This window comes from Pseudarthrobacter xylosi (assembly GCF_055412765.1).
Window position 1 is genome coordinate 606,543 of record NZ_JBVAYT010000002.1, and the last position, 25,271, is coordinate 631,813.

25 protein-coding genes are annotated in these 25,271 nt (G+C 60.7%); 14 read left to right on the forward strand and 11 right to left on the reverse strand.

Annotated elements, in window-relative coordinates:
• The first annotated feature begins 152 nt into the window (after positions 1-152).
• Positions 153-707 carry a hypothetical protein gene (locus tag ACZY1F_RS06795; protein WP_463940996.1) on the forward strand — a complete coding sequence of 185 codons (555 nt, stop codon included), beginning with the start codon at positions 153-155 and terminating at the stop codon, positions 705-707.
• A 229-nt stretch (positions 708-936) separates the two neighbouring features.
• Here ACZY1F_RS06795 and ACZY1F_RS06800 read toward each other — a convergent pair whose 3' ends face one another.
• From ACZY1F_RS06800 to ACZY1F_RS06825, 6 genes are all read right to left on the reverse strand, one after another.
• On the reverse strand, positions 937-2,895 hold the full coding sequence (locus ACZY1F_RS06800) for a hypothetical protein (RefSeq protein ID WP_463940997.1): 1,959 nt from the start codon (positions 2,893-2,895) through the stop codon (positions 937-939).
• A gap of 320 nt (positions 2,896-3,215) precedes the next feature.
• Complete coding sequence (locus ACZY1F_RS06805) at positions 3,216-7,421, reverse strand: hypothetical protein (protein ID WP_463940998.1); 4,206 nt, start codon at positions 7,419-7,421, stop codon at positions 3,216-3,218.
• Positions 7,422-7,448: 27 nt separating this feature from the next.
• Entirely contained in the window at positions 7,449-8,189 is a 741-nt protein-coding gene (locus ACZY1F_RS06810; RefSeq protein ID WP_463940999.1) for a hypothetical protein, read from the reverse strand.
• A 270-nt stretch (positions 8,190-8,459) separates the two neighbouring features.
• Positions 8,460-8,936, reverse strand: a complete 477-nt coding sequence (locus ACZY1F_RS06815) for a helix-turn-helix domain-containing protein (RefSeq protein WP_463941000.1) — start codon at positions 8,934-8,936, stop codon at positions 8,460-8,462.
• A 96-nt stretch (positions 8,937-9,032) separates the two neighbouring features.
• Entirely contained in the window at positions 9,033-9,437 is a 405-nt protein-coding gene (locus tag ACZY1F_RS06820; RefSeq protein ID WP_463941001.1) for a hypothetical protein, read from the reverse strand.
• The gene (locus ACZY1F_RS06825; RefSeq protein WP_463941002.1) at positions 9,434-9,631 is read right to left on the reverse strand and encodes a helix-turn-helix domain-containing protein; all 198 of its coding nucleotides are present in this window, start codon (positions 9,629-9,631) and stop codon (positions 9,434-9,436) included. Before ACZY1F_RS06825 ends, ACZY1F_RS06820 begins: the two co-directional genes overlap by 4 nt.
• Positions 9,632-10,113: 482 nt before the next feature.
• On the opposite strand from ACZY1F_RS06825, the gene ACZY1F_RS06830 reads away from it, so the two are divergent.
• The 5 genes from ACZY1F_RS06830 (at position 10,114) to ACZY1F_RS06850 (ending at position 13,787) form a co-directional block, all read left to right on the forward strand.
• Complete coding sequence (locus ACZY1F_RS06830) at positions 10,114-10,401, forward strand: hypothetical protein (protein ID WP_463941003.1); 288 nt, start codon at positions 10,114-10,116, stop codon at positions 10,399-10,401.
• Positions 10,402-10,686: 285 nt separating this feature from the next.
• Positions 10,687-11,142 carry a hypothetical protein gene (locus ACZY1F_RS06835; protein ID WP_463941004.1) on the forward strand — a complete coding sequence of 152 codons (456 nt, stop codon included), beginning with the start codon at positions 10,687-10,689 and terminating at the stop codon, positions 11,140-11,142.
• 1,000 nt (positions 11,143-12,142) lie between these two features.
• A complete protein-coding gene (locus tag ACZY1F_RS06840) occupies positions 12,143-12,709 on the forward strand; it encodes a DUF3761 domain-containing protein (protein ID WP_463941005.1) in 567 nt (188 codons plus the stop codon).
• Positions 12,710-12,782: 73 nt separating this feature from the next.
• Positions 12,783-12,965 carry a hypothetical protein gene (locus ACZY1F_RS06845; RefSeq protein WP_463941006.1) on the forward strand — a complete coding sequence of 61 codons (183 nt, stop codon included), beginning with the start codon at positions 12,783-12,785 and terminating at the stop codon, positions 12,963-12,965.
• Between the two features lie 159 nt (positions 12,966-13,124).
• Positions 13,125-13,787: a hypothetical protein gene (locus ACZY1F_RS06850; protein ID WP_463941007.1), complete on the forward strand. Its 663-nt coding sequence runs from the start codon at positions 13,125-13,127 to the stop codon at positions 13,785-13,787.
• 244 nt (positions 13,788-14,031) lie between these two features.
• Here the strand turns inward: ACZY1F_RS06850 and ACZY1F_RS06855 are convergent, their stop codons facing one another.
• The 4 genes from ACZY1F_RS06855 to ACZY1F_RS06870 form a co-directional block, all read right to left on the reverse strand.
• Positions 14,032-14,496 (reverse strand): hypothetical protein, encoded by a 465-nt coding sequence (locus ACZY1F_RS06855; protein ID WP_463941008.1) that lies wholly within the window; start codon positions 14,494-14,496, stop codon positions 14,032-14,034.
• A 35-nt stretch (positions 14,497-14,531) separates the two neighbouring features.
• Entirely contained in the window at positions 14,532-14,894 is a 363-nt protein-coding gene (locus ACZY1F_RS06860) for a hypothetical protein (protein ID WP_463941009.1), read from the reverse strand.
• An 801-nt stretch (positions 14,895-15,695) separates the two neighbouring features.
• Positions 15,696-16,199 (reverse strand): hypothetical protein, encoded by a 504-nt coding sequence (locus ACZY1F_RS06865; protein ID WP_463941010.1) that lies wholly within the window; start codon positions 16,197-16,199, stop codon positions 15,696-15,698.
• Positions 16,196-16,387, reverse strand: coding sequence for a helix-turn-helix transcriptional regulator (locus tag ACZY1F_RS06870; RefSeq protein WP_463941011.1), 192 nt, complete (start codon positions 16,385-16,387; stop codon positions 16,196-16,198). Before ACZY1F_RS06870 ends, ACZY1F_RS06865 begins: the two co-directional genes overlap by 4 nt.
• Before the next feature lie 284 nt (positions 16,388-16,671).
• Here ACZY1F_RS06870 and ACZY1F_RS06875 point away from each other — a divergent pair, with 284 nt between their 5' ends.
• The gene (locus tag ACZY1F_RS06875; RefSeq protein ID WP_463941012.1) at positions 16,672-17,826 is read left to right on the forward strand and encodes a tyrosine-type recombinase/integrase; all 1,155 of its coding nucleotides are present in this window, start codon (positions 16,672-16,674) and stop codon (positions 17,824-17,826) included.
• A gap of 298 nt (positions 17,827-18,124) precedes the next feature.
• A complete protein-coding gene (locus ACZY1F_RS06880; protein WP_463941013.1) occupies positions 18,125-19,315 on the forward strand; it encodes an acyl-CoA dehydrogenase family protein in 1,191 nt (396 codons plus the stop codon).
• Between the two features lie 12 nt (positions 19,316-19,327).
• On the opposite strand, the gene ACZY1F_RS06885 is transcribed toward ACZY1F_RS06880, so the two are convergent.
• On the reverse strand, positions 19,328-19,825 hold the full coding sequence (locus ACZY1F_RS06885; protein ID WP_463941014.1) for a peptidoglycan DD-metalloendopeptidase family protein: 498 nt from the start codon (positions 19,823-19,825) through the stop codon (positions 19,328-19,330).
• A 404-nt stretch (positions 19,826-20,229) separates the two neighbouring features.
• On the opposite strand from ACZY1F_RS06885, the gene rpsB reads away from it, so the two are divergent.
• The 6 genes from rpsB to ACZY1F_RS06915 all read left to right on the forward strand — a co-directional run bounded on the left by rpsB (position 20,230) and on the right by ACZY1F_RS06915 (position 25,246).
• Positions 20,230-21,132, forward strand: coding sequence for a 30S ribosomal protein S2 (rpsB, locus tag ACZY1F_RS06890; RefSeq protein WP_056348267.1), 903 nt, complete (start codon positions 20,230-20,232; stop codon positions 21,130-21,132).
• Between the two features lie 128 nt (positions 21,133-21,260).
• On the forward strand, positions 21,261-22,097 hold the full coding sequence (tsf, locus tag ACZY1F_RS06895) for a translation elongation factor Ts (protein ID WP_463941015.1): 837 nt from the start codon (positions 21,261-21,263) through the stop codon (positions 22,095-22,097).
• A gap of 127 nt (positions 22,098-22,224) precedes the next feature.
• Positions 22,225-22,962 (forward strand): UMP kinase, encoded by a 738-nt coding sequence (pyrH, locus tag ACZY1F_RS06900; RefSeq protein WP_193340142.1) that lies wholly within the window; start codon positions 22,225-22,227, stop codon positions 22,960-22,962.
• 124 nt (positions 22,963-23,086) lie between these two features.
• A complete protein-coding gene (gene frr / locus ACZY1F_RS06905) occupies positions 23,087-23,644 on the forward strand; it encodes a ribosome recycling factor (protein WP_056348274.1) in 558 nt (185 codons plus the stop codon).
• A complete protein-coding gene (locus ACZY1F_RS06910) occupies positions 23,644-24,567 on the forward strand; it encodes a phosphatidate cytidylyltransferase (RefSeq protein ID WP_463941016.1) in 924 nt (307 codons plus the stop codon). Before frr ends, ACZY1F_RS06910 begins: the two co-directional genes overlap by 1 nt.
• Positions 24,568-24,661: 94 nt before the next feature.
• The gene (locus ACZY1F_RS06915; protein ID WP_463941017.1) at positions 24,662-25,246 is read left to right on the forward strand and encodes a DivIVA domain-containing protein; all 585 of its coding nucleotides are present in this window, start codon (positions 24,662-24,664) and stop codon (positions 25,244-25,246) included.
• Positions 25,247-25,271 lie beyond the last annotated feature (25 nt).

Below are 25,271 nucleotides of genomic sequence, written 5' to 3' on the forward strand. Positions count from 1 at the left end.
TTATGGCGCTCGGTGGATGGAGGAACATGAGAAGCTGATCTCTGCTGCTGAACTCACCAACCGCGCACGCAAAGGGAGAATATTGCGCGGTTACTCGACCTGTACTAATTGGGGGCCCATTGAAGCAAGCGCCGGCACTAGACCAGCACCTAGTGGGAGTCTTTTTTCGAGAAATCAAGTTCCAGAGCGCGCTTGTGGAGCTCGCGATTCATGACATGAACGAGTGCCTACAGAATCCAGAGACGAATGTCGGCATGGTCCGGTTTTGGTACGCGAGCACGGCAGCGCTGGGCGCCATGGCTAACATCGGTAATATTCTTTGGCCCGCCCAGGCGAGGAAGATGTCAAAACAAAGAGCGGCCCTGCTTCGCGAGATACTGGGGGTCGGAGAGACCAGTCTGCTGGCTTTGCATGATGTTCGAAACGGCCTTGTTCATTTCGATGAACGCCTGGATTCATGGCACCGAACCTCGGCGCGGGGCATAATCGTGGATCGTTACATAGGATCTGCAGAAGACTTCGGAGGCGTCGGGTCCGGAGATATAGCCCGCAGGTTTGACCCGGCAACCAAAAGGGCGTCAGTGTTTGGTGCGCACATGGACCTCCAAGCGGCGGCGGACGAGGTCTTCGAGCTGGCGCGGATCATTGACCGTCACCAGCAATGGCCAGGCGTGTTCAAGGTGGTCACATCCCTAGACCTAAAGTAAGAGGCCATGGCATACCGTGATGACCTATCGGAAGATCAGCACCCAATCTTCGACGCGTGCATAGCTAGGGCCGGGAGAGCTCATGCGCTGGCAACGACACGCCTGAATTCGATGACCCCCAAGGAGATAGCCGAAGCGGCCTGGCGCCCTGGGGGTCCATCGAAAGAAAATCTGGAGCAGCTTGCGATAAGGCGATTAGGTCGCGCTTCCGCTGCGACGGAGCGCTAGCCTACTTCGCGACCCACCCGGTGCTTCCTGTCCCCGACTCTTTGACGTAGGACGAGGTCCCAGCGCCGCCGTCCGTGCGGGCGCACCGTGAACCGACTACGGCCGCAACCTGCCCCTCAGGGGTGCCTGCGCATACCCATCGGGTGCCGTAACCGGTGTTGCCGCCCGTCTTGTAGGCTTGGCCGTTCACGTTCAGCTTGGTTCCGGATGACGCGTCGTTGATGACGTTGTTTATGGTCAGGTCGGAGATGCCGGCGCCTGCGTTGATGCCAACGCCTGAGCGGAGGAACACCCCATCGACAATTACACGTTGGTTGGTGCCGCCAATGTTGATGCCAGTGTTTCCGGCCCAGCCGCTGAGTACGCCACCACCGATGAAGCTGTTGCGGCACCGGACGAGGTTGATGTTCCTGACGGTGTTGTTGGTGTACCGCCCGCCAAGAATCTGCACTTCAGCATCACCTGTGGACGTGTCAAACGATGCGCCGCTGAGGGTGTTGTACGTCGCCACGCACCCGGTCAGGGTCACGTCCATGATGTCCGTGGAGTTGACGATGGTCCCGTGAGTGATCCCCGAGCCGGCGTTGTAGTTCGCTGACACGTCAGAGAGTTTCCAGGTGCCAACGCACAGGCTAATGCCGTGGCCCTTGGCGTTCAGAACAGACACGCCCCGAATGGAACCTGTCACGCTGGGAACGCCAACGCTCGCCTTGATGTCAATGCCAGGTGCGGGGGTTGCTGCAGAGCCGACGCCATCGATCAGATCGCCATCAAGCTGAACATCCAACCCACCGAACACGCCGATGCCCGCGAAGGGCAGGTCATTCACGGTGACACCTGTCAGGCAGACACTGCGCAGGGTGTTTTGCAGGGTGCGGTTATTGCGGGGGACGTTCATGAGCATCTGGTAGTAGATCCCGAACCCGTCAGTGTCTTCCACGTAGTTGTGGGCCACCAGGTTGTCACGCATGCCGAGTGCTTCGGAGCTTGTGGAGTAGAACATGATGCCGTAGCCGTTGGTCCGGGTGGTCCTCACGGTTTGGGTCGAGGGGTTCGTGCCAGTGTTGATGTAGAGGAAGCCGTCGCCGGGGGTGGTGTAGTAATTGAGAGCCGGTGCGGTCGTGGCGGCGTCTGCGTTTTTCCTGAACTCCACATCGTTGACGTAGACCGCGTTACTGGTCACATCCGTGCGGTCCAACGCCCGGTAAACAGTGCCAGACACCAGCGACCAGCCGGTAACCGTAACAAGCGGAGAGCGGCGGATGCCGCGCACGTCGCACTTCTCGACGGTGGAGCGTGAGCAGTTGTATAGGCCTACGCCAGTGCCGTAGCCGCTGTTCCGGATCGTCGCTCCGCTGATCTTCACGTCGTAGGTGTGCGCGTTGCCTGACAGTAGTTGGATAGCGAACGATTCGTTCGGGTCTGAGCTGGCGTAGTAACCGCCCCGGACAAGGGTGCCGTTGCAGGTGCCGTTACCCATCCGCAGGCCCTCGCCGTAGGTGGAGGTCGCAGTAACGTCGATAAGGACACAGCCCGCAGCATTCAGAGTTAGCGCTCCACTGCTTGCTGTGGCCGGGCCGGTGCGGATGAACTTCACGTTCTCCAGGCGAACCCCGGCAGCCGACACGATAGCAACCCTGTCCACGGACGACGTGAGCGTGCCGTTGCGGAGCGTCACGGCCTTGCTGACGCTCCACGTCTGACCAACCTTGAATGTCCGTCCGCCAAGGTCGATCACGTCACCCGCAACTGCCGCCGTCATGGTGGCAGCCAGCGCCGCGTAATCGTTCGCTACCCCGTCGCCCACCGCCAAAAGCTCCACCGGGGAGGTGTAGACCTTGCGACCATAAGTGGAAGTAAGTGCCACCGCAGCTGCGCTGCCTGGCGTGGAGATTTCCTCCGCAACGTGACCGGCGATGGCCGCCTCGGTGACGATGCGTCGGTTAGTGGGTTGTGTCATATGTTGCTCCTAAGAGTTGAAGTAGGGTTCGCCATCTGTGTCGGCGAGAAGCGGGACGGCACTTGACCCCGGATCGAGAAACGGAGTTCCGTCTTCGTCCAGTGAGATGTCGGTAATGCCCTCCTTGGCGAGGACTGGGAAGTCCGATCCGTCGGTCAGGATTACGGACAGTACGTCTGGGTATGGATGGTCGGCCATTGGGTTGCTCACTTTCGGGCGCTGACGTCGAGGAACGTCGGCGGGGCTGCTGAGGGTGGGGTGTAGCAGGGGGTGCAGCGCGGCGCCCGAAAGCGCCGCGCTGGTTGTTGCCGGGGTTGGGGTTAGACGAGCTCGAAGACGGCGGCCATGTCCTTCTGCCTGAGGGTTGCCTCGCGGGCAATGTCCTGCGCGTACAGGTAGTTGACGCCGGGTGCTGCGTCAACGTGGCTGTGGTAGTGAATGCCACCGGGTGAGCTTTCGCCGCCAGCGCCGCCGCGCGTCCCACCGTTGGCATACAGTTCGTATCCGAACTTGCCGGCAACCTCATCGAGGATTGCGGTGGAGCGTGACCGCTTGGAGGCGGCTAGCGGTATGTACGCTTCACCGCCCGTCTCGGGCTCCGCCCAGACGCGGTACGTTGCGCTCGGCTTGGCAATCTGTGCAACGTGGTTCTCAATCCCACCGTTCGCGTAGAACTTCGGCTGAAAACGCCGGTCCCAGTTGAGGCCGTCATGCATGGAGCCGTCAGCAGAGCCGCCCAGCACCTTGCCCAGGACGTTGATACCTGCGCTGAACACCTTGCCGTCAATGCTGAACAGCTTCTCCACGATGCTTGTCACGTTGGCGAGCGCGTTGCCAGTTGCGTTGACCTGGGCGGTCCATATCTTGCGGCCGAGTTCTTCGCCAGCGGCCTTGGTCGTATTCACAACGTCATTGAATCCGCCGTTGTCAGCGTCGAGTGCTGGCTTGAATGTCGTACCCTCCAGCCCGGCACCAGTGCCCTTAGCCTGCGCAATGACGCCGTCAAACGGACCCTTGTCAGCGTCAAGCTTGGGTGTCGGCTTGAGATTGCTGAACGTGCCAATCTCGAAGGTGGCACCCTTCAGCTTGTCGCTCGCCTTGGATGCATCGACGTCGAGCCCGATGGGCTTGACCTCTGCCTGTGCCAGCCCGTTGGCAATGCTCAGATCCTTTAGTGCCTGGTCCCGTGTTTCAGGATTCAGCAGCATGTCAATCTTCGCCGGGTCCAGCTGGAGCGACGCGAGAATCGCGTCAATCTCTTCCTGTGGAACCTTGCCAATCTTCAGTTCCTCGGCAATGAGTTCGCGGGTCTTCTTCATCTCCGCGTGCAGTGTCTCCGCAGCTTTCTGCGGGTCTTTCTGCGCCAATGCCAGGGCAATGGCCGACGTGCGGCCATCTTCAGCTACGCGCTTCAACTCCGTGCGCAGGTCAGAGCCTGTCTTCGTAACGGTGTCCATCTGCCCCGTGGTCTCGTTGAACAGGTCAGGCAGGGCCGCGCCGTCCTTGGTGGCCGCGTCGAAGATTTCCTTCAGGCTGCCACGCAGGTCACGCGCCGAGTCATTGGCCCGCTGTGCAGCGTCAGCTGCAGCACCATCTGCACCGTTCATGATGCGAATGATGTCGTTGATGCTCTTCAGCTTCTGCTCGGCGGTGGACGCCTTGTCTACCAGCGTGTCGATGGCCGCGACAAGGCCGGCTGACGTGTTCACCGGAACGCCGAACTGCTTGGCGATCAAGCCGTTTTCCGTGCGGATCGCAGCCAGTGCAGCGGCCTGTTCCTGCAGCCCCTTGGCTACGTTCGCCCCGGGGGAGAACTGCAGGATGTCGGTCAGCCCACCGAGAATGTTGCCGAATACGCCCGTCGAACCCAACGTCTTCAGGGTGTCGGTAATCTTCTCGAACGGGTTACGCGCACCATACGCATTGTCGAGCGCCGTATTTACGGCCTTGATCGAATCCGGCACGCCTTCGGCGGCCTTCTGCAGTTCCGAAAGGCTGATGCCGATCTTCTTTGCAGAATCAACGGTGGAGTCAGATTCCATCCAGAGGAACGAATCCTTGGCCCGCAACTGAGCGGCGATGACGTTCTGCGTCGCCGCGTTGATGCCGTTCTGGCCGTCCATTGCCGTGCGCAAGTCGTCAAGCTTTGACTTCTGCTTGGCAGCGGCTTCGCCCATGAGGGCGACTGCAGCAGCAGCGCCGGCCAAGGCCAGACCCCAGGGACCGCCAGCCAGAGCCAGCAGCCCGCCGCCTACGCACTTGCCAACGGCGGCCGCCTTGTCCCCGATGGAATCAAGCTGTTTGACCATTGGCCGCGCATCGAACCGGCGCACGGTTCCGTCCGCGTAGTAGACCATGTCGCCGATGCGCTTGCTGCCAATCTCGGCAGCACTGGCAGCGCCAGTGAACGCGCCTGCAATCTTGCCCAGTGAGCCCTGAACCGTAGTCAGAAAGCCGCCCAACTGGCCGCGCATTGCCAGGAAGCCCAGGAAGGCACCCGTTGCAATCTGCACCGGCTGAGGTAGGTCACCAAACAAGCCCAGCGTGGCGCTGAGCAGGTCAACAACCATCGTGAGGGGGCCGGAGGCCGCCGTAACGAGAGCATTAACCAAGCCAGTCAGTGGCCCAGCCACCTTCTCAAGGTTGCCGGCGAGTTTGGCCACGCTCTTATCCAAGAAGCCGACAACGGTATTGATTACCGGAGCAACACCCTTGAAGATTTCGCCAGCTACGCGGCTCATGTTGCCGACGATGCGCCCGAGACCTTCAAAGCTGGGGCCAAGGTTACCCAAAGCGTCTTGCATGTCGCGGATACCCTCGAGCGTGCCTGCCTGGAACTGCAGCTGCCCGATGGTCTTGGCCAGACCCGAGAGAAGGCCGCCGCCCAGCTTGCCCAGACCCGTCAGCAGCTGGCTCACGTAGCCAGCCGACGCGCCAATCGTCTCGCCAAGGTCTTTGACACCGACGTTCAACTCAGACGCGCCCTTACGGGCTCCAGCAAAGATGGTGGCCATGCGCGAGCGGAAGGGCTCGGCAAGCATCACGTCTGCAATCGAGCGCATGTTGTCACGGAACTCGGGGAGTCCGCCGCCGCCAGCGTCATTGACCGCCCTGGTAATCCCCTTGAACATGTCAATGACTGAGCCACCTACGGAACCCATGTCCTTGAGCGACTGGACGCCGTCTTCGATCCAGACGTTGATCTTGCCGGCCTTGTCGGCCTCAACAATCCAGTCACGGAAACCTTGGCTGATGTCGGCCAGGAAGCCACCGAAGCGGGGCAGGTAGTCGGAGCCGCGCAGCCCCAGCACGTTCAGTGCGTCGGCGAAGGGCTTGCTTGCTGCGGTTGCCTGCTGGAAGAAACCCTCCAGATTGGCGAACATCTTGCCCATGGTCCCGTTGCGGGCAATCTCATCAAAGCTGTCAAGAATGCCAGCATTGAAGCGGCCAACGTCGTCAGCCGCCCGCGTAAGGCCGTTGCGGAGAACTGGAATGGCTGTGGCCGCGAACCGCTGTATGGAGTCGCCCATGCCCTCCCAGAAGGCCGCTTGCACGGGTCGCTGGATAGAGGTCCACGTGCCCTGCAGCGCCCTGGCTGCTGCGCGCGCCTGTGGCGGCAGAGCCGCCAGCGCTTCGGCGTCTCCGTCCATGGCTGCCTTGAAGTCTTTGAATGCTGCGACGTTGATGATGACGCCTGCCGCAACCGCCGCCAGCGCAGTGGGCAGCGCGGCCAATAGCCCGACAGATTGCACGACACCTTCACCAACAGTGAATGCGGCAGTGCCAACGTATGCCAGCGTGTTAGCGACGGCGGCAATGGCAGTTGCCCAGCCAGCAGACTTGAGGCTGAACTTGTCGAAGTTGGTGATCAGTGACTCAAGGCGCTGGCCTACGGTGGTCAGTACGCCCAGGCCAGCGAGCGACTTAATCAGACCCTCGGCAACTGCCAGACTCTTCTGGTTCACGTTGACAAAGAAGTTCACCTGACGGTCACGGGTCGCATACTTCAGCTGAGCAGCGGCAATCTGGAGGCCAGCTAGAAAGGTGTTGAGCTTGACTTCCTGGCCGTTCTCGCCCTGCAGGAACTTGTCTATGTCGAGCTTGGCCCGCTCAAGTCCTTCGCTGGTCGACACGTCGACCTTCAGGCCAGCTGAGGCGGCGGCATTCAACGCCGAGTTGAGCTGAGCCCCTGCCTTCCGCAGATACTCGCGGTCCATCACGACTTTGACGTCGCCCATCTTGAAGTCCTTCAGGACTTTGTTGATGTCAGCAGACGCTCTGCGCAGTGCGTCGGGGTCAACGCCTACCTTCAGGCCGATTGACTCGTCGGCTTCACGCTTGACCTGAGCAACTATCCGCTTTGCTTTTTCCCTGACGCCAGTAGCGTCGAGGTCCAGGTTTACGACTACGTCGTACTCCTGGCCAGCCAATTCCTTGAGCACCTGACGCTTTGTGCTCTCTTTGAATCCGCTGGCATCGGGCCGCACCTTGACTGCGACGGCCCCTATCAGTTTGAGATCAGCCATTGGCTGTCACCCCTAAATGGTGGTGGGTTATAGCGCGGAAAAATCCACGCGGGTGGTGTTCCTGGCTTGCATGTCGCGCAGGTCCGCCTTGTACTTGGCGTCCCGCTCCTCCTGTGCGAGCTCCTTGGCGATACGGGCGGCGCGGGACGGTGCCAGTAGTTCGTCTGTGATCGCCGCAGCGGCGGTCTGGCCTACAGCTTCAAGCCGTGGCGTGACGTTGATGAAGTCCACGAGCTGCACGTGATTGATAGCGACAGTGGGGTACATCGTGGCGCCGGAAACCTGAATGCCATCGACCCTGAAGCCGGCCTCGTTCAAAGCCTTTGCCTCTGCGAGTGCAGCCCCGTTCGCCTCGTTGCCCTCTGTCAACTTCGCGCCCAGAGTGCGGAGGATTCCCGCTACCTCGTTGCTTGCGGCGGCCACAAGGGCATCCACGGCGGTAGTGGACAGGATGGAGCGGTCAGCCTTCAGCGTCTCGGCACGCAGGCGGAAGCTGGCCTGAGTATTGGCGGCTGTGGCGCTGGCAAGATTCGCCTTCAGCGCGGCCACGCGTGAGGCGCGGAGGTCAAGCTCAGACCGCAGTACGGCAACGTCATGGGCCACGGCCACGGCTTCGCCGGCCGCGTCCTTCGCAAGGACGATGGAGAGCTCAGCGGAGGTGTCAGCATGGGCAGCGGTAGCCACGTCGAGCTTGTGCGCAACGGCTTCAAGATCAGCAGCGGTAGCGGTAGCAGCGGCCTTGGCGGCGGTAAGTGCGGAGGAAGTCAAGACGAATCCTTAAATAGAAGATGCCGACGGCGGCAGCCGTTCGGCGGTGGGTATTGCGAGGGAAAAGGAAGAAGCCGTGAGCGCCAGCTCAACGGCTTCATTACTGCTATCAATGGCCAGCTACGTAGAGAGGCCTACGGGCTCCGCCCACGGCCTCTCACTAGTAGGTATTGGTTTGTTAGATGCAACCTCTGAAGGGTGTTGCTACAACCTCTGATAGGTGTTTGGACCATCGAGCAATAAATACCCTTCAGAGGTTGTAGTGTTTTTCTAGCCACGTAGCCACGCTGGTTCCTGCGGGAAGGCAGGCAGGGGTGGCACCGGAGCAGGTGAAGCATTTGTTTCAGGTGGCTTCTTGATCGGCGGCGGAACCGTGGGCAGTGGCATTGGCTCGTCGACCTTGGGCGGTTGCGGCTCTGGCTTTGGTGGCGGCTGTTCATCCACTGCCCTGGCGGGCGTACGCGTTCCCTTCGGGACGCGGAGCCAATAGAGATTGTTGCGATTGAACCGCTTGCGCTCGTTCTTGGCCACTGTCACAAACCCCGCCGCTGCCAGCTCTGCGAGGGCACGAGTAACCGTCAGCACGCTCTGCGAAGTGGCGGCTGCCAATTGCTCTTGCGTGGGGTAGCAGTAGCCTGTCTTACCGTCCGCATGGACAGACAGACAGAAGCCAGTGATCTTGGCTTTAGTGGTTAGCTCACTCGCAGAAAGAGCCCTGCCGAAGGCGAAGGGCTCATAGGTATTCATGGGTGGCTACCGCATGCAGATCAATCTCAATCCGCAGGTTGTCATGGTCGGAATATCGGTCGTGGCCGTAGTCGTTGGCGGCTAACCCGCACTCCACTACTTGCTGGCCAGCCACTTGGCGTCGGCCGCGAGGTCTGCAGCGCGTCTTGCGGCAGCGCGGCGCGCGTTCTTCGCCTCTAAGTGAGCTCGCGTCTCGTAGGTGGGTGCCGAGCGATCAGCTACCGGGATCACCAGTGGGAAGCCCTGGTCAGGTCCGGTACGGATACGCTCGCCCATGAGTCCGAGGCGGACAAGGGTTGTCAGGTGCACGCCCGCCGCGTGATCGGCGAGACTCACTTCCCGGCGTAGCTGGGACCACATGCCACGTGCCATCGTGCCGCCGTCCTCAAGCTGGTTCGCGAGCCAATGGGCTACGCGGTGGTCATCCTGCGAGAGGCCGGGAGTTGCCCGCACGGCGGCGAGCCAGTGGGCTTTGAAGTGGTTGGCTACGGATTCGGTCATGAGGAAATCCCTTCGTAGAGGTGCTGCCAGGTTTTGCCATTGAGGATGAGGCTGACAGTCGTCTTGGAAACGTGATGGCACCTGGCCAGATCGGCCATGCGAGTGGCACCGGGAACGTAGCTGGCACGAATGGTCAGCACGTCTTCATCGGTCAGTTTGTGCCGGGGATGCTGCTCCCCTCGAAGTCGGGACATGGAGTGGGCCTTTCATGTGGCCTGATATGGCCTGATATGGCCTGATGTGAACTGATGCAGGGAACGAGCAAGGCATCGACCGGGGTGGTGGTCGATGCCTTGCTTGGAGAGGCGTTCTGAAATGCGGCCTGGGGGACTCGGCGTTTCAAAAACTTCTTCTCAATAGAGGAGAGGGTGTAAATATCCCGCGTTCGTCCAATCGCGTCAGAAAATCTCAGATACTGAGACGGTGACGCTGTGCCGGAACGCAGAAAGGCCCGCCATCAAGGCAGGCATTTCTAAACGTGGTCTCAGATTGTAAAGGGGCTATCTTTTCGGATTTAGATAGGTGGACATCTGAACTATTTTGTCCCTCACCCTCATAAGGGTGTCGTATCGCCTGAAACCGGACGTCAGCGGGAAAGCTCCCACATAGTGAGACGAATTAGGGCTGTTAGCAGCATTTGCCCGGTGGGAATGCTGGCGCGTGTAGATTTCAGCGCATGACTCTCAACGTGAAGCGCGGTGCCGTCGCTGTGCTGATTGCCACCTGCTGTCTGGTTGGATGCGGCGCGCCGAAGGCAGCGCCGCCCGTCCTGAAGGTATCCAGCATCAGCGCATCGGAAGGCCGCACAATGGCCAAGCAATATTGCGACGATCTGGCTTCAATGAGCGACAAAAGCGCGATGACTCGAATGGCTGTCCGTGCCAGCGCCGCCGACCTCTCCAAGGCTGACCAGGATGCCATTTTGGAGTACGTTTACGTTACGCTTTGCCCCGAACAGTTCTAGTCCGCTGGAACATTTGCCGGCATCTTCTAGTGAATCGCCATTTGACTAGATAGTTCGTGGACCTCCGGAAAAATGCTGCAAGCCTGTTCGCGGACGGGCGGTGACGTTTGTTCGCATCGAAGGTAGTCCTGCTAAGTTCCAATAACTACCTGCTCTGGCGCCAATGGCGCCGACTGTTATTTGGGGGACAACTTGAGAAAGAATCTTGCCGTTTTCGCGGTCACGGCACTAGCTCTAGCGGGGTGCAGCACTCCCGGCGAGGGCAGTGCCTCACCGACTGTCACAATGACAATTACACAGCCGGCTGTCACCGTAACGGCCACTCCGCCAGCCCCCACTCCGGGCACGGCCCCTGCCGTTATGGGCGAAGCGCAAACCGCAAAGAATGGCTCCGCTGTCACCGTTTTTGAGCATCGGAAAAATGTTGAGCCTCAGGACCCCAACCAGGAAGCAATCGACGTGCAGGTATGCACGTCGGCAACACCGCCTTCGGCGATGGCCGAAGCGCCGGTTGTCAGCAATCAGCCGTGGGCTCTTCTCGATGCCGAGAACCGGAGATATACGTCGGCATCAACCACTTGGCGACACGAGGGCGCGCAGCCGGCGTACCCGTTTCAAGAAAAGCTCGCCTGGGGTGACTGTGTGAGAGGGTGGGTCATTATTCAGGGCCAGACCGGAACCGCGATGACCAAGATTCGGTATACCGGGTCAAATTCGATACTCGAGTGGAAGCTCTCCTAGGGTCACGCCTACGAGGATTGAGAATTCTCTGATTCAAAAGCGAAATAGCGCCAAGATCGTCGCCCAGCCGCATTGATAGCGGGGGTCACTGCCGCTGGATGCCTGCTAAAGGACGGTAATCAAGCTTTTAAGGCCATAAAAGGCTCCAGGCTGAGGCTGGGAGCTTCCCGCGACCAGAGGCTCTTAAAACGGCTTGCTGGCGCTTTGTTTGCTCCCATCAGGGCACTGAGAGCCGAAAAGCATGTGCTGAGGAGTAATTTCGCCAAATGCGGGGTCGGAGACCCCTTTTGCTACTCGCAAAGGCGACAAATCAGTCGAAAGCATCCCGTTTTCAACTTTTGCTCGTTTTTACGTGGTTGGGACACTCTAAAGGCTCTTCACAATGGGCATCCCGTGTGTAGTCTGACCTAGACATTGCAAAGTAGGGGGAGAAATGCGCTTTAGCCGCTCAGCGGGACTGTTCGTTACTGGAGCTTGGCTGACCATTGGGGGCTCGGCGGTTGGCTTTGTGGGTATTGCCAGTATGGGGTCTTCCTCATCTTCGCTCTACTCCTCAGGGCCAAGCGGGTTCAGCGTATTGTTGGCACTCGTCTCGGCAGCTGCGGCTATTGCTGGGTGTGTCCTGATATCGGTTGCCGTGTATAGGGCGCTATCCAAGATCGACGCACTGGTGATTCCGTTGCCCCAGCCCCAGGCTGTTCAGTGGCAGGGACACTATCCGCCGCAACCACAGGCCCCCTCAGGGCGCTAACAAGCCCTCACACCTCGTGCGTATTGGTCCTGCCTTTTGGTTCTGATAGGTTTCGCCTACTGAATCAACTTGGGAGATCACGTGAGGCGTAGCCTGACGGTCGCTTTGGCAGCGGCCTTCCTGTTGTCCGGCTGTAGCGTCCAGCAGGGCACGAACAGCACATATGCCACCACGCCCTCAACGGCTCCCGCGATGTCGGGGTTTGTTGCCGCACCAACTTTCAAAGCTGAAGCTCCTTCCCGTATTGCAGTGACTCCGCCGGCAAAGAAGACCAGCTTCAGCATCCTGGACGACCTCATGTTCGAAACCATAAGTGCCAAATATGGAGCTGTTGGCGTGCCCTTGGACAGAGGCGCTTACGACCGTCTGAGCGACGATGTCTGCACGGACATGAGGAAGGGCGGCGACGGGTATTTCACCATTGGGGACGTAAGTCGCCTGTCGGAGTCCGGCAAGGAAAATCTCGCCAGGTCCACGTGGCTGGTCTTCGCTCAGTCGTGTTACCCGGATGCCTACGTTCACAGTGATGCGGACATGGAAGCCATGGTTGACTTCCTGGTGGAGCTCGCCCCCGAGTACCAGAGTCGCCTAACGGCCGCGGGCCTTGCCTCTCCCAGCTCGGGGGCCAGCGCGCTTTACGGTGGATCGGACCCTGGCTCCAGCTACTCAGGCAGCGGATCATCCGGTTCCGGTTCCGGCGGCTACACGGGCGGGTCCTCCGGTTCCGGATATTCCACCATGTGCAACGACGGCACCGTGTCCCAGTCTGGGGGCAAACGTGGCGCCTGTTCTTGGCATGGCGGCGTTTCTAAGTAGACCGTCCTGATAGCTGCCGGCGAGACACCTGACGAACCGTTGGCATAGCCGAGGGCATGGCACGATATCTCTCATGACTAATGACGAGCGCAAGACGAAACAAACGGAAGACTCAGCGATCTTGGAGCAGTGGGACAAAGAGGCTCCCGCAAGGAATAGCGGCGACTTTGAGCCGCCCGTGCTCGCTGAGAAGTTTACTGCTAAGAAGGCTGCGCAGCAGCGGCAGGCTCAGGCGGCGAAAGAAGAAGAGGCCTAGCGGGGTTTGCTGTCCCCGTAGTCTCGAGTGTGTATATGGCCAGGGGCACAGCCCCGTGGCCTCGACGGTCTCGATCAGGGAGCAGCCCTCCCGTCGAAGGACCGCTATCCCGACGGATAGAGTTGCGTGGCAAGCCCGTAGGACGACGTAGGGGGATTCTTGTTTGACGGCATAGTGGGATTCTTTAGCCATTTCGAAGAGCAGGACTGGGTGACGTTTTCAATAGCCTCGTTCGCGGCCTTGATTTCAGTTTTCCAAGCAGTCCGAGGGCATCTAAATCATCACCAAGCTCTTCTGAAGGACCAGGCGCGCTTCGAACTGTCGTGGTTCAGCTCAGATCTCGTGGGCGGCAGTAACTGGGGCATCCTGATTCTTCACAACGCGGGCACCGCTGGCGCTTATGACCTCAGTGTGATGCTGAGCGGCGATCCTGGCCGGCTGTTGGGTTTCAGGGAAACCGCTTCGGGGCCCGTGCAACCCGGTCAGGCGCTGCGAGCAATCCTGAACCATAACGCAAGGACGCTGGGGACCGTGCATGATCCCGTGAGTCTTAAGGACCCGCACATACATATCGAGTGGACGGACCAATTCGGCGTCCGCAGACGCCAAGTCACGCGGAATGACCACATCACGCACGATTCCACCGGAAGCCTGCAAGAAGGGTATAACTCCCTACCCGAAGGGATGACGGCGCATGCAGGCGGTCCCATTGGATCAACCACCCACTTCGATCCGCGTTGGACGCTTCGAGGGCTTGGCTGGCGGCCCCGCTCGCGCCGTAATCCGTCGTCCGCCTGGCTCTCTTTTCGTAGACGCTCCTAAGAGGACCGGCGACCGCACGGGGCAGGGAGTACTTATCTGGGGGGATGACGGCCGACGAGAACGAATGACTAACCAGCGGCTTCCCAAAGGCGCGCTCAGTACACTCGCTGATTCCCGGTCACCTTCCGGGTACGAAAAAGCCCGCCATAAGCGGGCTGAGGACGTACTGCAAGGGATTTTAAGAGGTAAGGCCGTCGCGGTCAGAGAACTATCCGCGACGGCCTTACCGCAGGCTCAACTGAGATTAGGAGGCCGACTGCTCTGGGCTCTTCACGTAGAAAAACCGGCTCCCTCCGGGCACTTCTTGAGAATCGACGGTTAAACGCCAAAAGTAGAAGTTATCGGGAACCAAGGGCAGTCCAGTCGCCAGGTTTACGACGGAACGCACCCCTACTGGAAGCACTCCGGGGGGAACGCCTTGTCGACGCTGAATCTCGGGAGAATTTGGTTCAATTCCTGCCGTCTGCTCATGGAATAATTGAACGCGTGACTTGCCTTCCGGTCCTTCGAGCTCAACAGGCAGGCCGGCTTGGTCGACTAACTCCAGCCCAAACTGAAACACCTGTCCGTCAAACTCCGGCTTAAAATCTAAAATGGCAAGAACGGAGAAGGGGGAACTCATGCCGTCGGGGCTGCTCCCGAGCGCCGTTATGCCACCGCCAATGATATTCAGCTTTCCTGCACCATCTATACCTACATAATCTGCCAAGATGATATCCGCGGAAATGACTTGATCTAAGGCGCTCAAACCGGGACGCCCGTCAACGTGAAGTCAGCATTTCCCATATGGCGTAGCGGTGGGGCGGAATACGTCGGGGCTAGGGAAGTTACCGAAGTGTACGCGGACGCCACGTAATCTTTGAACGTCGGCCACGCGAGTACAGTGCCGTGCAGTTTCACTTCCCGGAATTGAGATTCCCAGTCAATTTCGAGGTAGATGCGTCGATCCTCGACTGCTGCGACTACAGCATCAAAGAATGCCCCCTCAGCAGAATCGTCGACACGAACCTTGTCCCCGACCCGCACAGTGCCCTTGACTCTCCGAGTCGACGCCACAACAAGCCCGTCGTGGGCAATTGAGTTCGTGTCCACTGGGATAGTAATCATTTCCCTCGCTCCTCCTTGGGTACGGGGTTTGGTTGAGGCTCGCTGAAGCACTCGACAAACGCCCTGACCTGTGATTCTGTCACAGGTTCCTGAAAATAAACATGATGATGATTGGGGGCCTCACCACTCGCCACCTCCGACACCACGGAGAATCCGAGAGCTCTCAGCCTTCCGAGAGTTGTCCACTGTATTTGTCCGTTTTTCAGCCAACCCGCCCGACAGACTCGCACCTGCCAGTCTTCATTCGTTTCGTCAGGTTCTCGGTCACTGCAACATACAGAAACAACGGCCTTGTTGCTGGAGTAGATATTATCCAAGATGTGTTCCAGCAGTTTGGCAGCATCTCGATTGATTCCTCCCCGCGCTACGAGGGCCTCCCTAGATTCTGCCTGCACCGGTCGATCATACGTCAACGCACGTAAGCCCCAACCGTTAGGGGATTCAAGTCTGGGAATGAGCGCGGCGCCACACGGCTGTGGCCCAGTGCGCTGGCGTGGCCGAAGTTGAAGCCCCGAAGCCAAGGATATTTGCGGCGGAGGATAAGGGCGGGCTCGTCGAATGAGGCAAAGGGGCTTACGGCTTGCGCCGACGCCCTGACGTGTAGCGATTCAATGGAGTCAGATATTCGCCCGGCAACTATCGGCAAGCCGGACCCCTAAAGGGCCGGAGCCTGCCGCCTGTTGCTTGGCGACATGTGAAGTAGTTGGAGGGGTGGTTCTGCAACTTCCCTAGTTCGTCCCCTCTGGAGCTGAACCGGCGGAGCCGTGTTCAGCAGCTAGCCCTTATATAGAAGGACATTTGCTAGAAGGGTGGATGATTGCTTCCCCACGGCGCATTCTTGCCGTCGAGGGAGGCGTCAGAGTCCCACCATGCGACCTCGCTTTCCGTCCAGAAGTGCCCTTGCAGCGGCGGGGCAACTGCCCAGCCCTGAGGGAACGCAGCGCCCGAACCCGGCACAGTCGCTAGGTGCACGCTCGAGTTGTTGAACCGGGCCTTACTGGCCAGCAGGGCGGCAGCCCTGCCTTGCTGCCAGTGCCGCGTGACCGTCTTGACGGTCTGCCCCGTATCGACGGCCACTGTATCGCGGTCCACTGTGGTGAAGCCGTCGGGGTTCACTGTCTCCAGCAGCGCCGCCATCGTGCGCTTCTCGGAATCCAGCAGGGGAGCAGCGGCTATCGCTGACAGGTAGGTGTCCTTGCGGAAGTATGGCAATTCCCGCCGCGCCGCTGCCTGACGTACGCCCTCCAGAGCTGCAGCCGGCGCCGTCTCTGCTTGTACAGAGCGTTCCCTGACCGGGCCGGTCATGCGGCCACCCGCTGCTGTTTCGCCCAGTTCCTGACGTCGGCCACGTGATAGCGGATCATTCCGCCGAAGCGGAAGCGGGGCGGGCCTGATTCCTTGCCGGTTTGGGCAAGCCACTTCTCAGATACGCCAAGCAGGACAGCAACCTGCTTGCGGTTCAGGTACTCAGGTTCGAGCAGTTCCTCGTTCATCGGACTCCCAGTGCGCATGCAGGGCCATAGGGCCTTGCGGTGTAGCACAACGGCGGAATGCGTTGTGTCTACTGCGCGGTGGGGTGATGTCGAGCGTCAAAATAACTCCAGGTGATTAGGAAGGGAATGCACGCTTAGGCATCCTAGGGAACGCAAAGCGTGATAAGAGCATTTTATTGTGAAATGGGCTGCAAACGCGTATCGGTCTTACTAGACGCATCAAACGGCCGGAAACTGGCAATGACGGCAGGCCTTTTGGATATTCGCCCCGTAGGATAGCGTCCATGGCCGTCTACGACGCACGCGAACGATTCCCCGACAAGCCCACCGTCAAGCCGTGGGTTGCTGACTTCCGCGACACCTCCGGGGCTCGGCGGCAGCCGAGGTTCCGGACCAAGAAGGAGGCTGAAGCTCACTACCGGGAGCAGACGCTCGCCGTTTCCAGCGGCACGCATGTTGATATGTCGCGAGCTAAGGTAATGACCGTTGACCAGCTCAATAAGCAGTTCGTGACGTTCAAGCTCAGTGTCAGCGCTCGCGGCAAGCCCTGGGCGCCGGCCACGCATGCTAAGCACCGTGCGCAGTACGCAAAGTACGTGGAGCCACGCTGGGGCCACACTCCGCTGGCCAGCATTCGCTATGTGAACGTCTCTGACTGGATCAACGGCCTCGAGTCTGACGACGGCCCCGCAGGGGCCAGCACTAAGCGCCAGGTGGCCAAGATGTTTTCCCAGCTACTCGGCTATGCGGTGCGGCTGAACCTGTTGCCAGCCAATCCCGCCAAGCTCCGCGATGGTTCCATCGACTACATGCCCCGGGTGGAGAAGCGGACGGATCACGTCTACCTGTCACTGGAGCAGCTAGCCGCCTTCGCCGGAAAGGCGGGTCCGTATGAGGACATGATTCTGACGGCTGGCCTTTGTGGCTTGCGGTTCGGTGAGTTGGCAGCGCTCCGGGTCGGAAACCTCACCCTAGGCAGCAACCCGTCCATGAGCGTTGAGGCGTCCATCTCGGACGTGCCCAAGGATCTAGGCGGCCGCGTTGAGAAAGCGCCTAAGAGTGGCAAGGCGCGGGTTGTGCCGTTGCCTGCCAAGCTGGCCAAGCGTCTAGAGGTTGCGGTGGAAGGCCGCAGGCCTGACGAGCGCGTGTTTACGTCGCCGCGAGGGCTGACACTCCGCGCTGAGAACTTCCGCCGTGACGTGTTCGCTCCGCTGGTCAAGGCAGCACGCGCTGATCTAAAGGGCTTCCCGGTTCTGACTCCGCATGACCTGCGGCACACTGCCGTCAGTTTGCATATCCGCGTAGGCTCAAACGTGAAAGTGGTGCAGCGGATAGCTGGCCACGCTACGGCCGTCCTTACGCTGGATACCTACGCGGGGCTCTTTGACGATGACCTGCACGAGAGCGCGGCGAGGCTGGATGCCATCCTGTCGTTCTAGCTGATGGATAGCTGGTGGATAGTTATCCCTGCTACTTCTTAGTGCTGGCGCTGAACTATCCAAGGACTCATAATCCTAAGGTCCTCGGTTCAAGTCCGAGTAGCCCTACCGAAGCACGACACTGCAGGAACCAAACCATCGTGGAACCGCGGCCGACGAAAGATCGTCGGCCGCGGTTTCTTTCGTTTTCCTGCCATCTGCGGTATGTTACTCACCAGTAACTTACCGCTGCCGCTGAGTCCCGGCCTGTCCTGCCATGGCGGGCCCGCCGGCGCTGCTGATCTTTGTGAGGGAACCAATGTCCAAAGCCTCTGTTGACATCAACAACCTTCCGTACGCCGACGGCGATTTCTTCGCCTTCGAGCAGCTTCTCACCGCCAAGGAGCAGGACCGGCTGGCCGAGATCCGGGGTTTCCTGGCCCGCGAAGTCCGGCCGATTGCCGTGGACTGCTGGAACCGCGGCGAGTTCCCGATGGAACTCATTCCCAAGCTGGCCGAAATCGATCTGGTGAGCCCGGTCCGGCGCCAGGGCTACTCCAACCTGTTCGCCGGCCTGGTTCACGCCGAGGCCACGCGCGCCGATACCTCCATCGCCACCTTCATGGGCGTGCACGACGGACTGTTCACCGGCTCCATCGAAGCCCTTGCCTCGCAGGAACAGCAGGACGCCTGGCTCCCGGACATCTATTCGCTGAAGAAGATCGGCGCGTTCGGGCTCACCGAACCTTTGGGCGGTTCCGATGTAGCCGGCGGCACGCGCACCACAGCACGGCGCGACGGCGACACCTGGATCCTCAACGGAGCCAAGCGCTGGATCGGCAACGCCACCTTCTCGGATTGGGTGGTTATCTACGCCCGGGATCTCGCCGACAACCAGGTCAAGGGTTTCCTCGTGGATACGGCGCTGCCCGGTTTCAGCGCCACCAAGATCGAAAACAAGATCTCCCTCCGGACCGTCCAGAACGCAGACATCACCCTGGAGAACGTCGTGGTTCCGGACTTCTTCAAGCTGGCAGGCGCCAACAGCTTCCGCGACACCAACAAGGTCCTGAAGGTCACGCGGCTGTCCGTCGGCTGGCAGGCTGTTGGCCAGCAACTGGCAGCCTTCGACGTGGCCCGCCGCTACGCCGTGGAGCGCCACCAGTTCGGCCGTCCGCTGGCGTCGTTCCAGCTCGTCCAAAGCCAGCTGGTGCAGATCCTCGGGAATGCCGTCAGCTCGATGGGAATGATGGTCCGGCTTTCCCAGCTGGAGGATGCCGGCCAGGCCAAGGATGAGCAGTCCGCCCTGGCCAAGGCTTTCACCACCGCCCGGATGCGCGAGAGCGTTGCGATCGGCCGCAGCCTCCTGGGCGGCAACGGCATCGTGACGGACTTCGAGATGGCCAAGATTTTTGCAGACGCTGAAGCCATCTACTCGTACGAGGGAACCCACGAGATCAATACCCTCGTAACCGGCCGCGCCATCACCGGGATCTCGGCCATCGTCTAGAGCTGTCAGCCGTCAGCCGGTGTCCGGCCCCAGGGGCAACAGGATGGACGGGCGGAGGTCCGTGACGAATTCCAGCGGATTGATGTAGGCGTCCCCGCGCCGGACGCCCCAATGGACGCAGGCAAGGGCGCCGCAGTGCCCGGGTTGCAGCGTTCCCACGGTTTCGCCCTTCGCCACCACGGTTCCGGCCGTGAGTGGGCTTTCGACCGGCTCAAAACTGCTGCGGAGACCGCCCCCGTGATCGATGGTGATCACGGGGCGGTCCACTACCACTCCCACAAAACTGACGGTGCCGGACTCCGGCGAGGTGACCGGGACGCCGTCGTGCGTTGCCTCCAGGTCCACGCCCCGATGCCCGCTCATCCACGGCTTGTCCGGAGGGTCAAAGGCGCGCAGCACCGCGGGGCCGGGGGACAGTGGCCACTCCCAGGAAGCCCGCGGCGCCGTATCCGCTGGAGCCACCGCTGCCGGAAGCAGAAGCACGGCGGCGAGGACAAGTGATGCTTTCATAGCCCCAGCTTTACGTGCCGGATCCCTGATGGGGAGTCCCCGCTTTGGCCATGTGGAAAACGCCCGCCGAAGGTCCCCTGGTAGTCCAGAGGTTATTGGCTCCTGTAGTACACTAGGTGGAGCAGTTTGCTGTGCCCTCAACGCTTGCGTCGGCACGCCTCATTCAGGAATGCGGGGGAGCAGCAACTGACTACGCGTATCCAGCCCTCCAAATCCGAAGCCCCGGCTTTGTATGCGGAGGATTGTGTCTCTTGCGGTCAGGGCCTCGCGGTCCTGGTAAGAGTCACAATGGATGCCAGGAGCACGGCCCGCCTTGGGCCACGCTAAATAACCGTCAACTATTGGCAGGGTAAGAGCGCCTGAAAAGGCTCTCTCATGAATGACCTGCCGGAAGGAGCGCCGGCATGCCCGTCGTAACTATGCGCCAGCTGCTTGACAGCGGCGTCCACTTTGGACACCAGACCCGCCGTTGGAACCCGAAGATGAAGCGATTCATCTTCACGGAGCGCAATGGCATCTACATCATTGACCTTCAGCAGTCGCTGTCCTACATCGACCGCGCCTACGAGTTCGTCAAGGCCACCGTTGCACACGGCGGCACTGTACTCTTCGTCGGCACCAAGAAGCAGGCCCAGGAATCCATCGCTGAGCAGGCTACCCGCGTTGGACAGCCCTACGTGAACCAGCGCTGGCTCGGCGGTATGCTGACCAACTTCCAGACCGTTTCCAAGCGCATCCAGCGCATGAAGGAACTGGAAGAGATCGACTTCGACGACGTCGCCGGTTCCGCGTACACCAAGAAGGAACTGCTGCTCCTTCGCCGTGAACTCACCAAGCTGGAAACCAACCTCGGCGGTATCCGCAACCTGACCAAGGCACCGTCCGTGCTCTGGATCGTGGACACCAAGAAGGAACACCTGGCCGTTGACGAAGCCAAGAAGCTGAACATCCCGGTTGTGGCCATCCTGGACACCAACTGCGATCCTGACGAAGTCGACTTCCCGATCCCGGGCAACGACGACGCCATCCGCTCCGTCAACCTGCTGACCCGCGTTGTCGCCGACGCCGTTGCGGAGGGCCTCATCGCCCGCCACAACCGCGCTACGGGCACCACGGAAGCTCCGGAAGAGCCGCTGGCTGAGTGGGAGCGCGAACTCCTCGAAGGCAGCAAGACTGAAGAAGCTCCTGCTGCTGAGGCTGCTCCGGCTGCTGAAGAAGCTGCCGCTCCGGCAGCCGAAGAAGCGGCCCCGGTTGCCGAGGAAGCTCCGGCAGCCGCCGAGGCTCCCGCCGCCGACGCTGACAAGTAAAACAAGTAAATCCGGATTCTCCGCGCTGCCCGCAGCGCCGGAGTACCTGACAGGATGGCGGCTCACCAGGTGAGCCGCTGTCCTGTCGGTCCGTACACCACATACATTTTCTAGACAGAGGGGTTCCCATGGCGAACTACACTGCCGCCGATATCAAGGCTCTGCGCGAGCGCACCGGCGCCGGCATGATGGATGTCAAGAAGGCTCTTGACGAAGCCAACGGTGACGCCGAAAAGGCCATCGAGATCATCCGCATCAAGGGCCTCAAGGGCGCTACGAAGCGCGAAGGCCGCTCCACCGCTGAAGGCCTGGTGGCCGCCAAGGTCAGCAACGGCGTCGGCGTTATGATCGAAGTCAACTGCGAGACCGACTTCGTCGCCAAGGCTGACAAGTTCATCCAGCTGGCTGACAAGGTCCTGGCCGTGGCTGTGGAGTCCGGCGCTGCCGATCTCGACACCCTCCTGGCCATCGACGTTGACGGCAAGCCGCTGTCCGAGGTTGTTGTCGAAGAAGGCGCAATCCTCGGCGAGAAGGTTGTTGTCCGCAAGCTGTCCCGCATTGAAGGCGGCACGGTTGACGCTTACCTGCACAAGACGTCCAAGGATCTCCCGGCCCAGGTCGGCGTCCTGTTCGCTGTTGACGGTGAAGGCGAAGCAGCTGCCACCGCCGCACACGACATTGCAGTGCACATCGCAGCGATGTCCCCGAACTACCTGACCCGTGAAGACGTTCCGTCCGACCTGGTCGAGTCCGAGCGTCGCATTGCCGAAGAGACTGCCAAGGCTGAAGGCAAGCCCGAGGCTGCAATGACCAAGATTGTTGAAGGCCGCGTAACGGGCTTCTACAAGGGTGAAGTCCTGGTTGACCAGGCTTTCGCCAAGGACGCCAAGAAGTCTGTGGCGCAGGTCCTCGAAGAGGCCGGCGTCAAGGGTACGTCCTTCGCACGTTTCCGCGTCGGCTCCTAGTCGAATCCGCAAAGGGGTGGCCACTTCGGTGGCCGCCCCTTTTGCATGCACCGGCTAAACGTCCGATGAGACCTTTGGCCACCCGGCACGATAACCTTTTTCAGAGTTCACCAACGGGAAGGCACCCATGGAAGCCGTCAATTCTTCAAGCCAGCCAGAGAAAAGCAGGCGCCGCGTCCTCCTGAAGTTGTCCGGCGAGGTCTTCGGCGGCGGCAAGCTGGGCGTTGATCCCGACACCGTCCGCGATGTCGCCAAGCAGATCGCCGCGGCGGTCCCCGACGTCGAGGTCGCAATCGTCGTCGGCGGCGGTAACTTCTTCCGCGGCGCGGAACTGTCCCAGAGCGGCATGGACCGCTCGCGCGCGGACTACATGGGCATGCTCGGAACCGTCATGAACTGCCTGGCGCTGCAGGACTTCCTGGAGCAGGCCGGCGTGGAAACCCGCGTGCAGAGCGCCATCACCATGGGCCAGGTCGCCGAGGCGTACATTCCGCGCCGGGCCATCCGCCACATGGAAAAGGGCCGCGTGGTCATCTTCGGTGCCGGTGCCGGCCTGCCGTACTTCTCCACGGACACCGTGGCGGCCCAGCGGGCCCTGGAAGTCCACGCGGACGTTGTCCTGATGGCCAAGAGCGGCGTGGACGCCGTCTACACTGCGGATCCAAAGAAGGACCCCACTGCCGAGAAGCTGGACACCCTGAGCTACGACGACGCCCTGCGCCGCGACATCAGGGTCATGGACCAGACGGCGATGACCATGTGCAAGGACAACAACCTGTCCATGGTGGTTTTCGGGATGGAAGGCGAAGGGAACGTCACCCGCGCCATCCTGGGCGAAAAGCTCGGTACCCTGGTGACCCCGTAGCTGCAGCTAGGATGATCTGAGCACGGTTCCATGCCCGCGGCCGGGATCAATGGAACCAGGAACACTGAACCAAGATTGTGCAGGGAACCGGTATCCGGACTGCACTGATTTCTGAGGAGAGACCGTGATCGAAGAAACCTTGCTCGAAGCCGAAGAGAAGATGGACAAGGCAGTAGAGGTAGCCAAGGAAGACTTCGCCTCGATCCGCACCGGGCGGGCAAACCCGGGCCTGTACAACAAAGTCCTGGTGGACTACTACGGTTCGCCCACCCCGCTGCAGCAGCTCGCTTCCTTCGCTATTCCGGACGCGCGCACCATTCTCATCACGCCGTTCGATAAGACCGCGCTGCGCGACATCGAGCGGGCCCTGAGTGATTCCGAGGTGGGTGCCAACCCCTCAAACGACGGCAACGTCATCAGGATCACCATCCCGGACCTGACCCAGGAACGCCGCAAGGAATACGTCAAGATCGTCAAGACCAAGGGCGAGGACGCGAAGATCTCCATCCGCAACATCCGGCGCAAGGCCAAAGAGACGCTGGACAAGCTGGTCAAGGACGGCGAAGCCGGCGAGGACGAAGGCAGCCGCGCTGAAAAGGAACTGGATGGCCTGACCAAATCGCATGTGGACGGCATTGACGAGCTGCTCAAGCGCAAGGAAGCAGAGCTGCTCGAAGTCTGATGAGCCAGGCAGAGCAGGCCCCCACCCAAAGGGCGCGCACCAGGGGGAAACAGTTGCGGAGTAATCCGACACCCAAGGCCGGCCGGAATCTTCCGGCCGCCATCGTGGTGGGCCTGGCCATGCTGATCGGCGTGCTGGGCGGCCTCGTGTTCCTCCCGCTCGGATTCGTGGCGGTCACCACCGGGTTCGCGGTCTTCGGAGTCTGGGAGATCTTCCGCGCCCTGGAGGCTAACGGAACCAGGATGCCCATTGTCCCGGTCATGGTGGGTACCATCGGCATGCCGTTCGCCGCCTATTTCGGCGGCCTGGAAAGCCTGCTTTTCGCCATGCTCCTGAGCTGTGTGGCGGTTCTCCTCTGGCGTTCAGTGGAAAGCCCTGCCGGATCGGCGAACAGCATCTTTGCCGGTGTTTTCACGTTGGGCTGGGTGCCGTTCTTCATCAGTTTCGCAGCCTTGCCGCTACACGCCGTCGGAGTGGCCACCCCCGTGGGTCTGTGGCCTGGCGGAACCGTGCCGCCCGGGGCCTGGCAGGTGGTGGTAATGCTCCTGCTGGTGGTTTCGAACGACACGTTCGGCTACCTCGTGGGCGCGTCGCTGGGCAAACACCCCATGGCCCCGAAAATCAGCCCCAAAAAATCATGGGAGGGCTTCGCCGGGTCCATTGCCGGTGCGATGCTGATCGGAATTCTTGCCAGCATTTTCCTGCTGGACAGACCCTGGTGGGTGGGTGTGATCCTCGCTGTGGGCGTCGTTGCAGCGTCCACCGCGGGAGACCTGGCCGAGTCAATGGTCAAGCGTGAACTTGGGATCAAAGACATGAGCAGCATCCTGCCCGGACATGGGGGCGTCATGGACCGGTTGGATTCCATCGTCTTCGCCTGTCCCGTCGCATTTGTGTTGTTCGCACTGGTTGCGGGCGTCTGACTCGACCTTTACGGCCCATCTCCGCCGGAGAGCCGGCAGCGCCAATAGACTGGTGCGTAACCTGACCCAGCTGAACAGCAACAAAGGAACAACAGTGGCATTGGACTTTCAACGCAAAATTCCCGCGTCGTTTGAGCGCGTGCGGGGCAACGAATTCGGGTACAACGCCAAACAGGTGGACCAGTTCCTCCAGCGGGCCAAGGTGGCACTCGAAACGCCGAAGGCCGCCATCCACGCCGTCACCAGCGCCGATGTTCGGGGCGTCTCCTTTGATCCGGTTAAGGGCGGCTACGCTGCCGCAGTCGTTGACGCAGCCCTGGACCGGCTCGAAGACGCCTTCGCGCGCCGCGAACGCGACGAACTGATCGCTGCCAAGGGCGAGGATGCCTGGCTGCGGGAGATCGGCAGCCTCAGCGGAATCCTCCGCGGCCGCCTCCACCGGCCTGACGGCGAGCGTTTCCGGCGCCCGTCAAAAAAGAAGGCACGCAGTTACAACATCCTGGACGTGGACAACCTTTGCTACGACCTGATCGGCTACCTCGAAGAGGACAAGCCGCTCAGCGTGGACAACGTCCGCAGGGTGGTCTTCCGTCCCGCCGTCGGGAAGGACGGCTACGAAGAGACCCAGGTTGATGCCTTCCTGGACCGGGTGGTTGAACTCATGGCGGCCATCGACTGACAGGTTCCGGCACAGTCCACATACC

Bases quoted from the DNA above. Each gene is read 5' to 3' on its own strand.
- ACZY1F_RS06800 (WP_463940997.1), bottom strand. From the start codon at position 2,895: ATGACACAACCCACTAACCGACGCATCGTCACCGAGGCGGCCATCGCC.
- ACZY1F_RS06805 (WP_463940998.1), bottom strand. From the start codon at position 7,421: ATGGCTGATCTCAAACTGATAGGGGCCGTCGCAGTCAAGGTGCGGCCC.
- ACZY1F_RS06815 (WP_463941000.1), bottom strand. From the start codon at position 8,936: ATGAATACCTATGAGCCCTTCGCCTTCGGCAGGGCTCTTTCTGCGAGT.
- ACZY1F_RS06820 (WP_463941001.1), bottom strand. From the start codon at position 9,437: ATGACCGAATCCGTAGCCAACCACTTCAAAGCCCACTGGCTCGCCGCC.
- ACZY1F_RS06825 (WP_463941002.1), bottom strand. From the start codon at position 9,631: ATGTCCCGACTTCGAGGGGAGCAGCATCCCCGGCACAAACTGACCGAT.
- ACZY1F_RS06830 (WP_463941003.1), top strand. From the start codon at position 10,114: ATGACTCTCAACGTGAAGCGCGGTGCCGTCGCTGTGCTGATTGCCACC.
- ACZY1F_RS06835 (WP_463941004.1), top strand. From the start codon at position 10,687: ATGACAATTACACAGCCGGCTGTCACCGTAACGGCCACTCCGCCAGCC.
- ACZY1F_RS06845 (WP_463941006.1), top strand. From the start codon at position 12,783: ATGACTAATGACGAGCGCAAGACGAAACAAACGGAAGACTCAGCGATC.
- ACZY1F_RS06860 (WP_463941009.1), bottom strand. From the start codon at position 14,894: ATGATTACTATCCCAGTGGACACGAACTCAATTGCCCACGACGGGCTT.
- ACZY1F_RS06865 (WP_463941010.1), bottom strand. From the start codon at position 16,199: ATGACCGGCCCGGTCAGGGAACGCTCTGTACAAGCAGAGACGGCGCCG.
- ACZY1F_RS06870 (WP_463941011.1), bottom strand. From the start codon at position 16,387: ATGAACGAGGAACTGCTCGAACCTGAGTACCTGAACCGCAAGCAGGTT.
- ACZY1F_RS06875 (WP_463941012.1), top strand. From the start codon at position 16,672: ATGGCCGTCTACGACGCACGCGAACGATTCCCCGACAAGCCCACCGTC.
- ACZY1F_RS06880 (WP_463941013.1), top strand. From the start codon at position 18,125: ATGTCCAAAGCCTCTGTTGACATCAACAACCTTCCGTACGCCGACGGC.
- ACZY1F_RS06885 (WP_463941014.1), bottom strand. From the start codon at position 19,825: ATGAAAGCATCACTTGTCCTCGCCGCCGTGCTTCTGCTTCCGGCAGCG.
- rpsB (WP_056348267.1), top strand. From the start codon at position 20,230: ATGCCCGTCGTAACTATGCGCCAGCTGCTTGACAGCGGCGTCCACTTT.
- tsf (WP_463941015.1), top strand. From the start codon at position 21,261: ATGGCGAACTACACTGCCGCCGATATCAAGGCTCTGCGCGAGCGCACC.
- pyrH (WP_193340142.1), top strand. From the start codon at position 22,225: ATGGAAGCCGTCAATTCTTCAAGCCAGCCAGAGAAAAGCAGGCGCCGC.
- ACZY1F_RS06910 (WP_463941016.1), top strand. From the start codon at position 23,644: ATGAGCCAGGCAGAGCAGGCCCCCACCCAAAGGGCGCGCACCAGGGGG.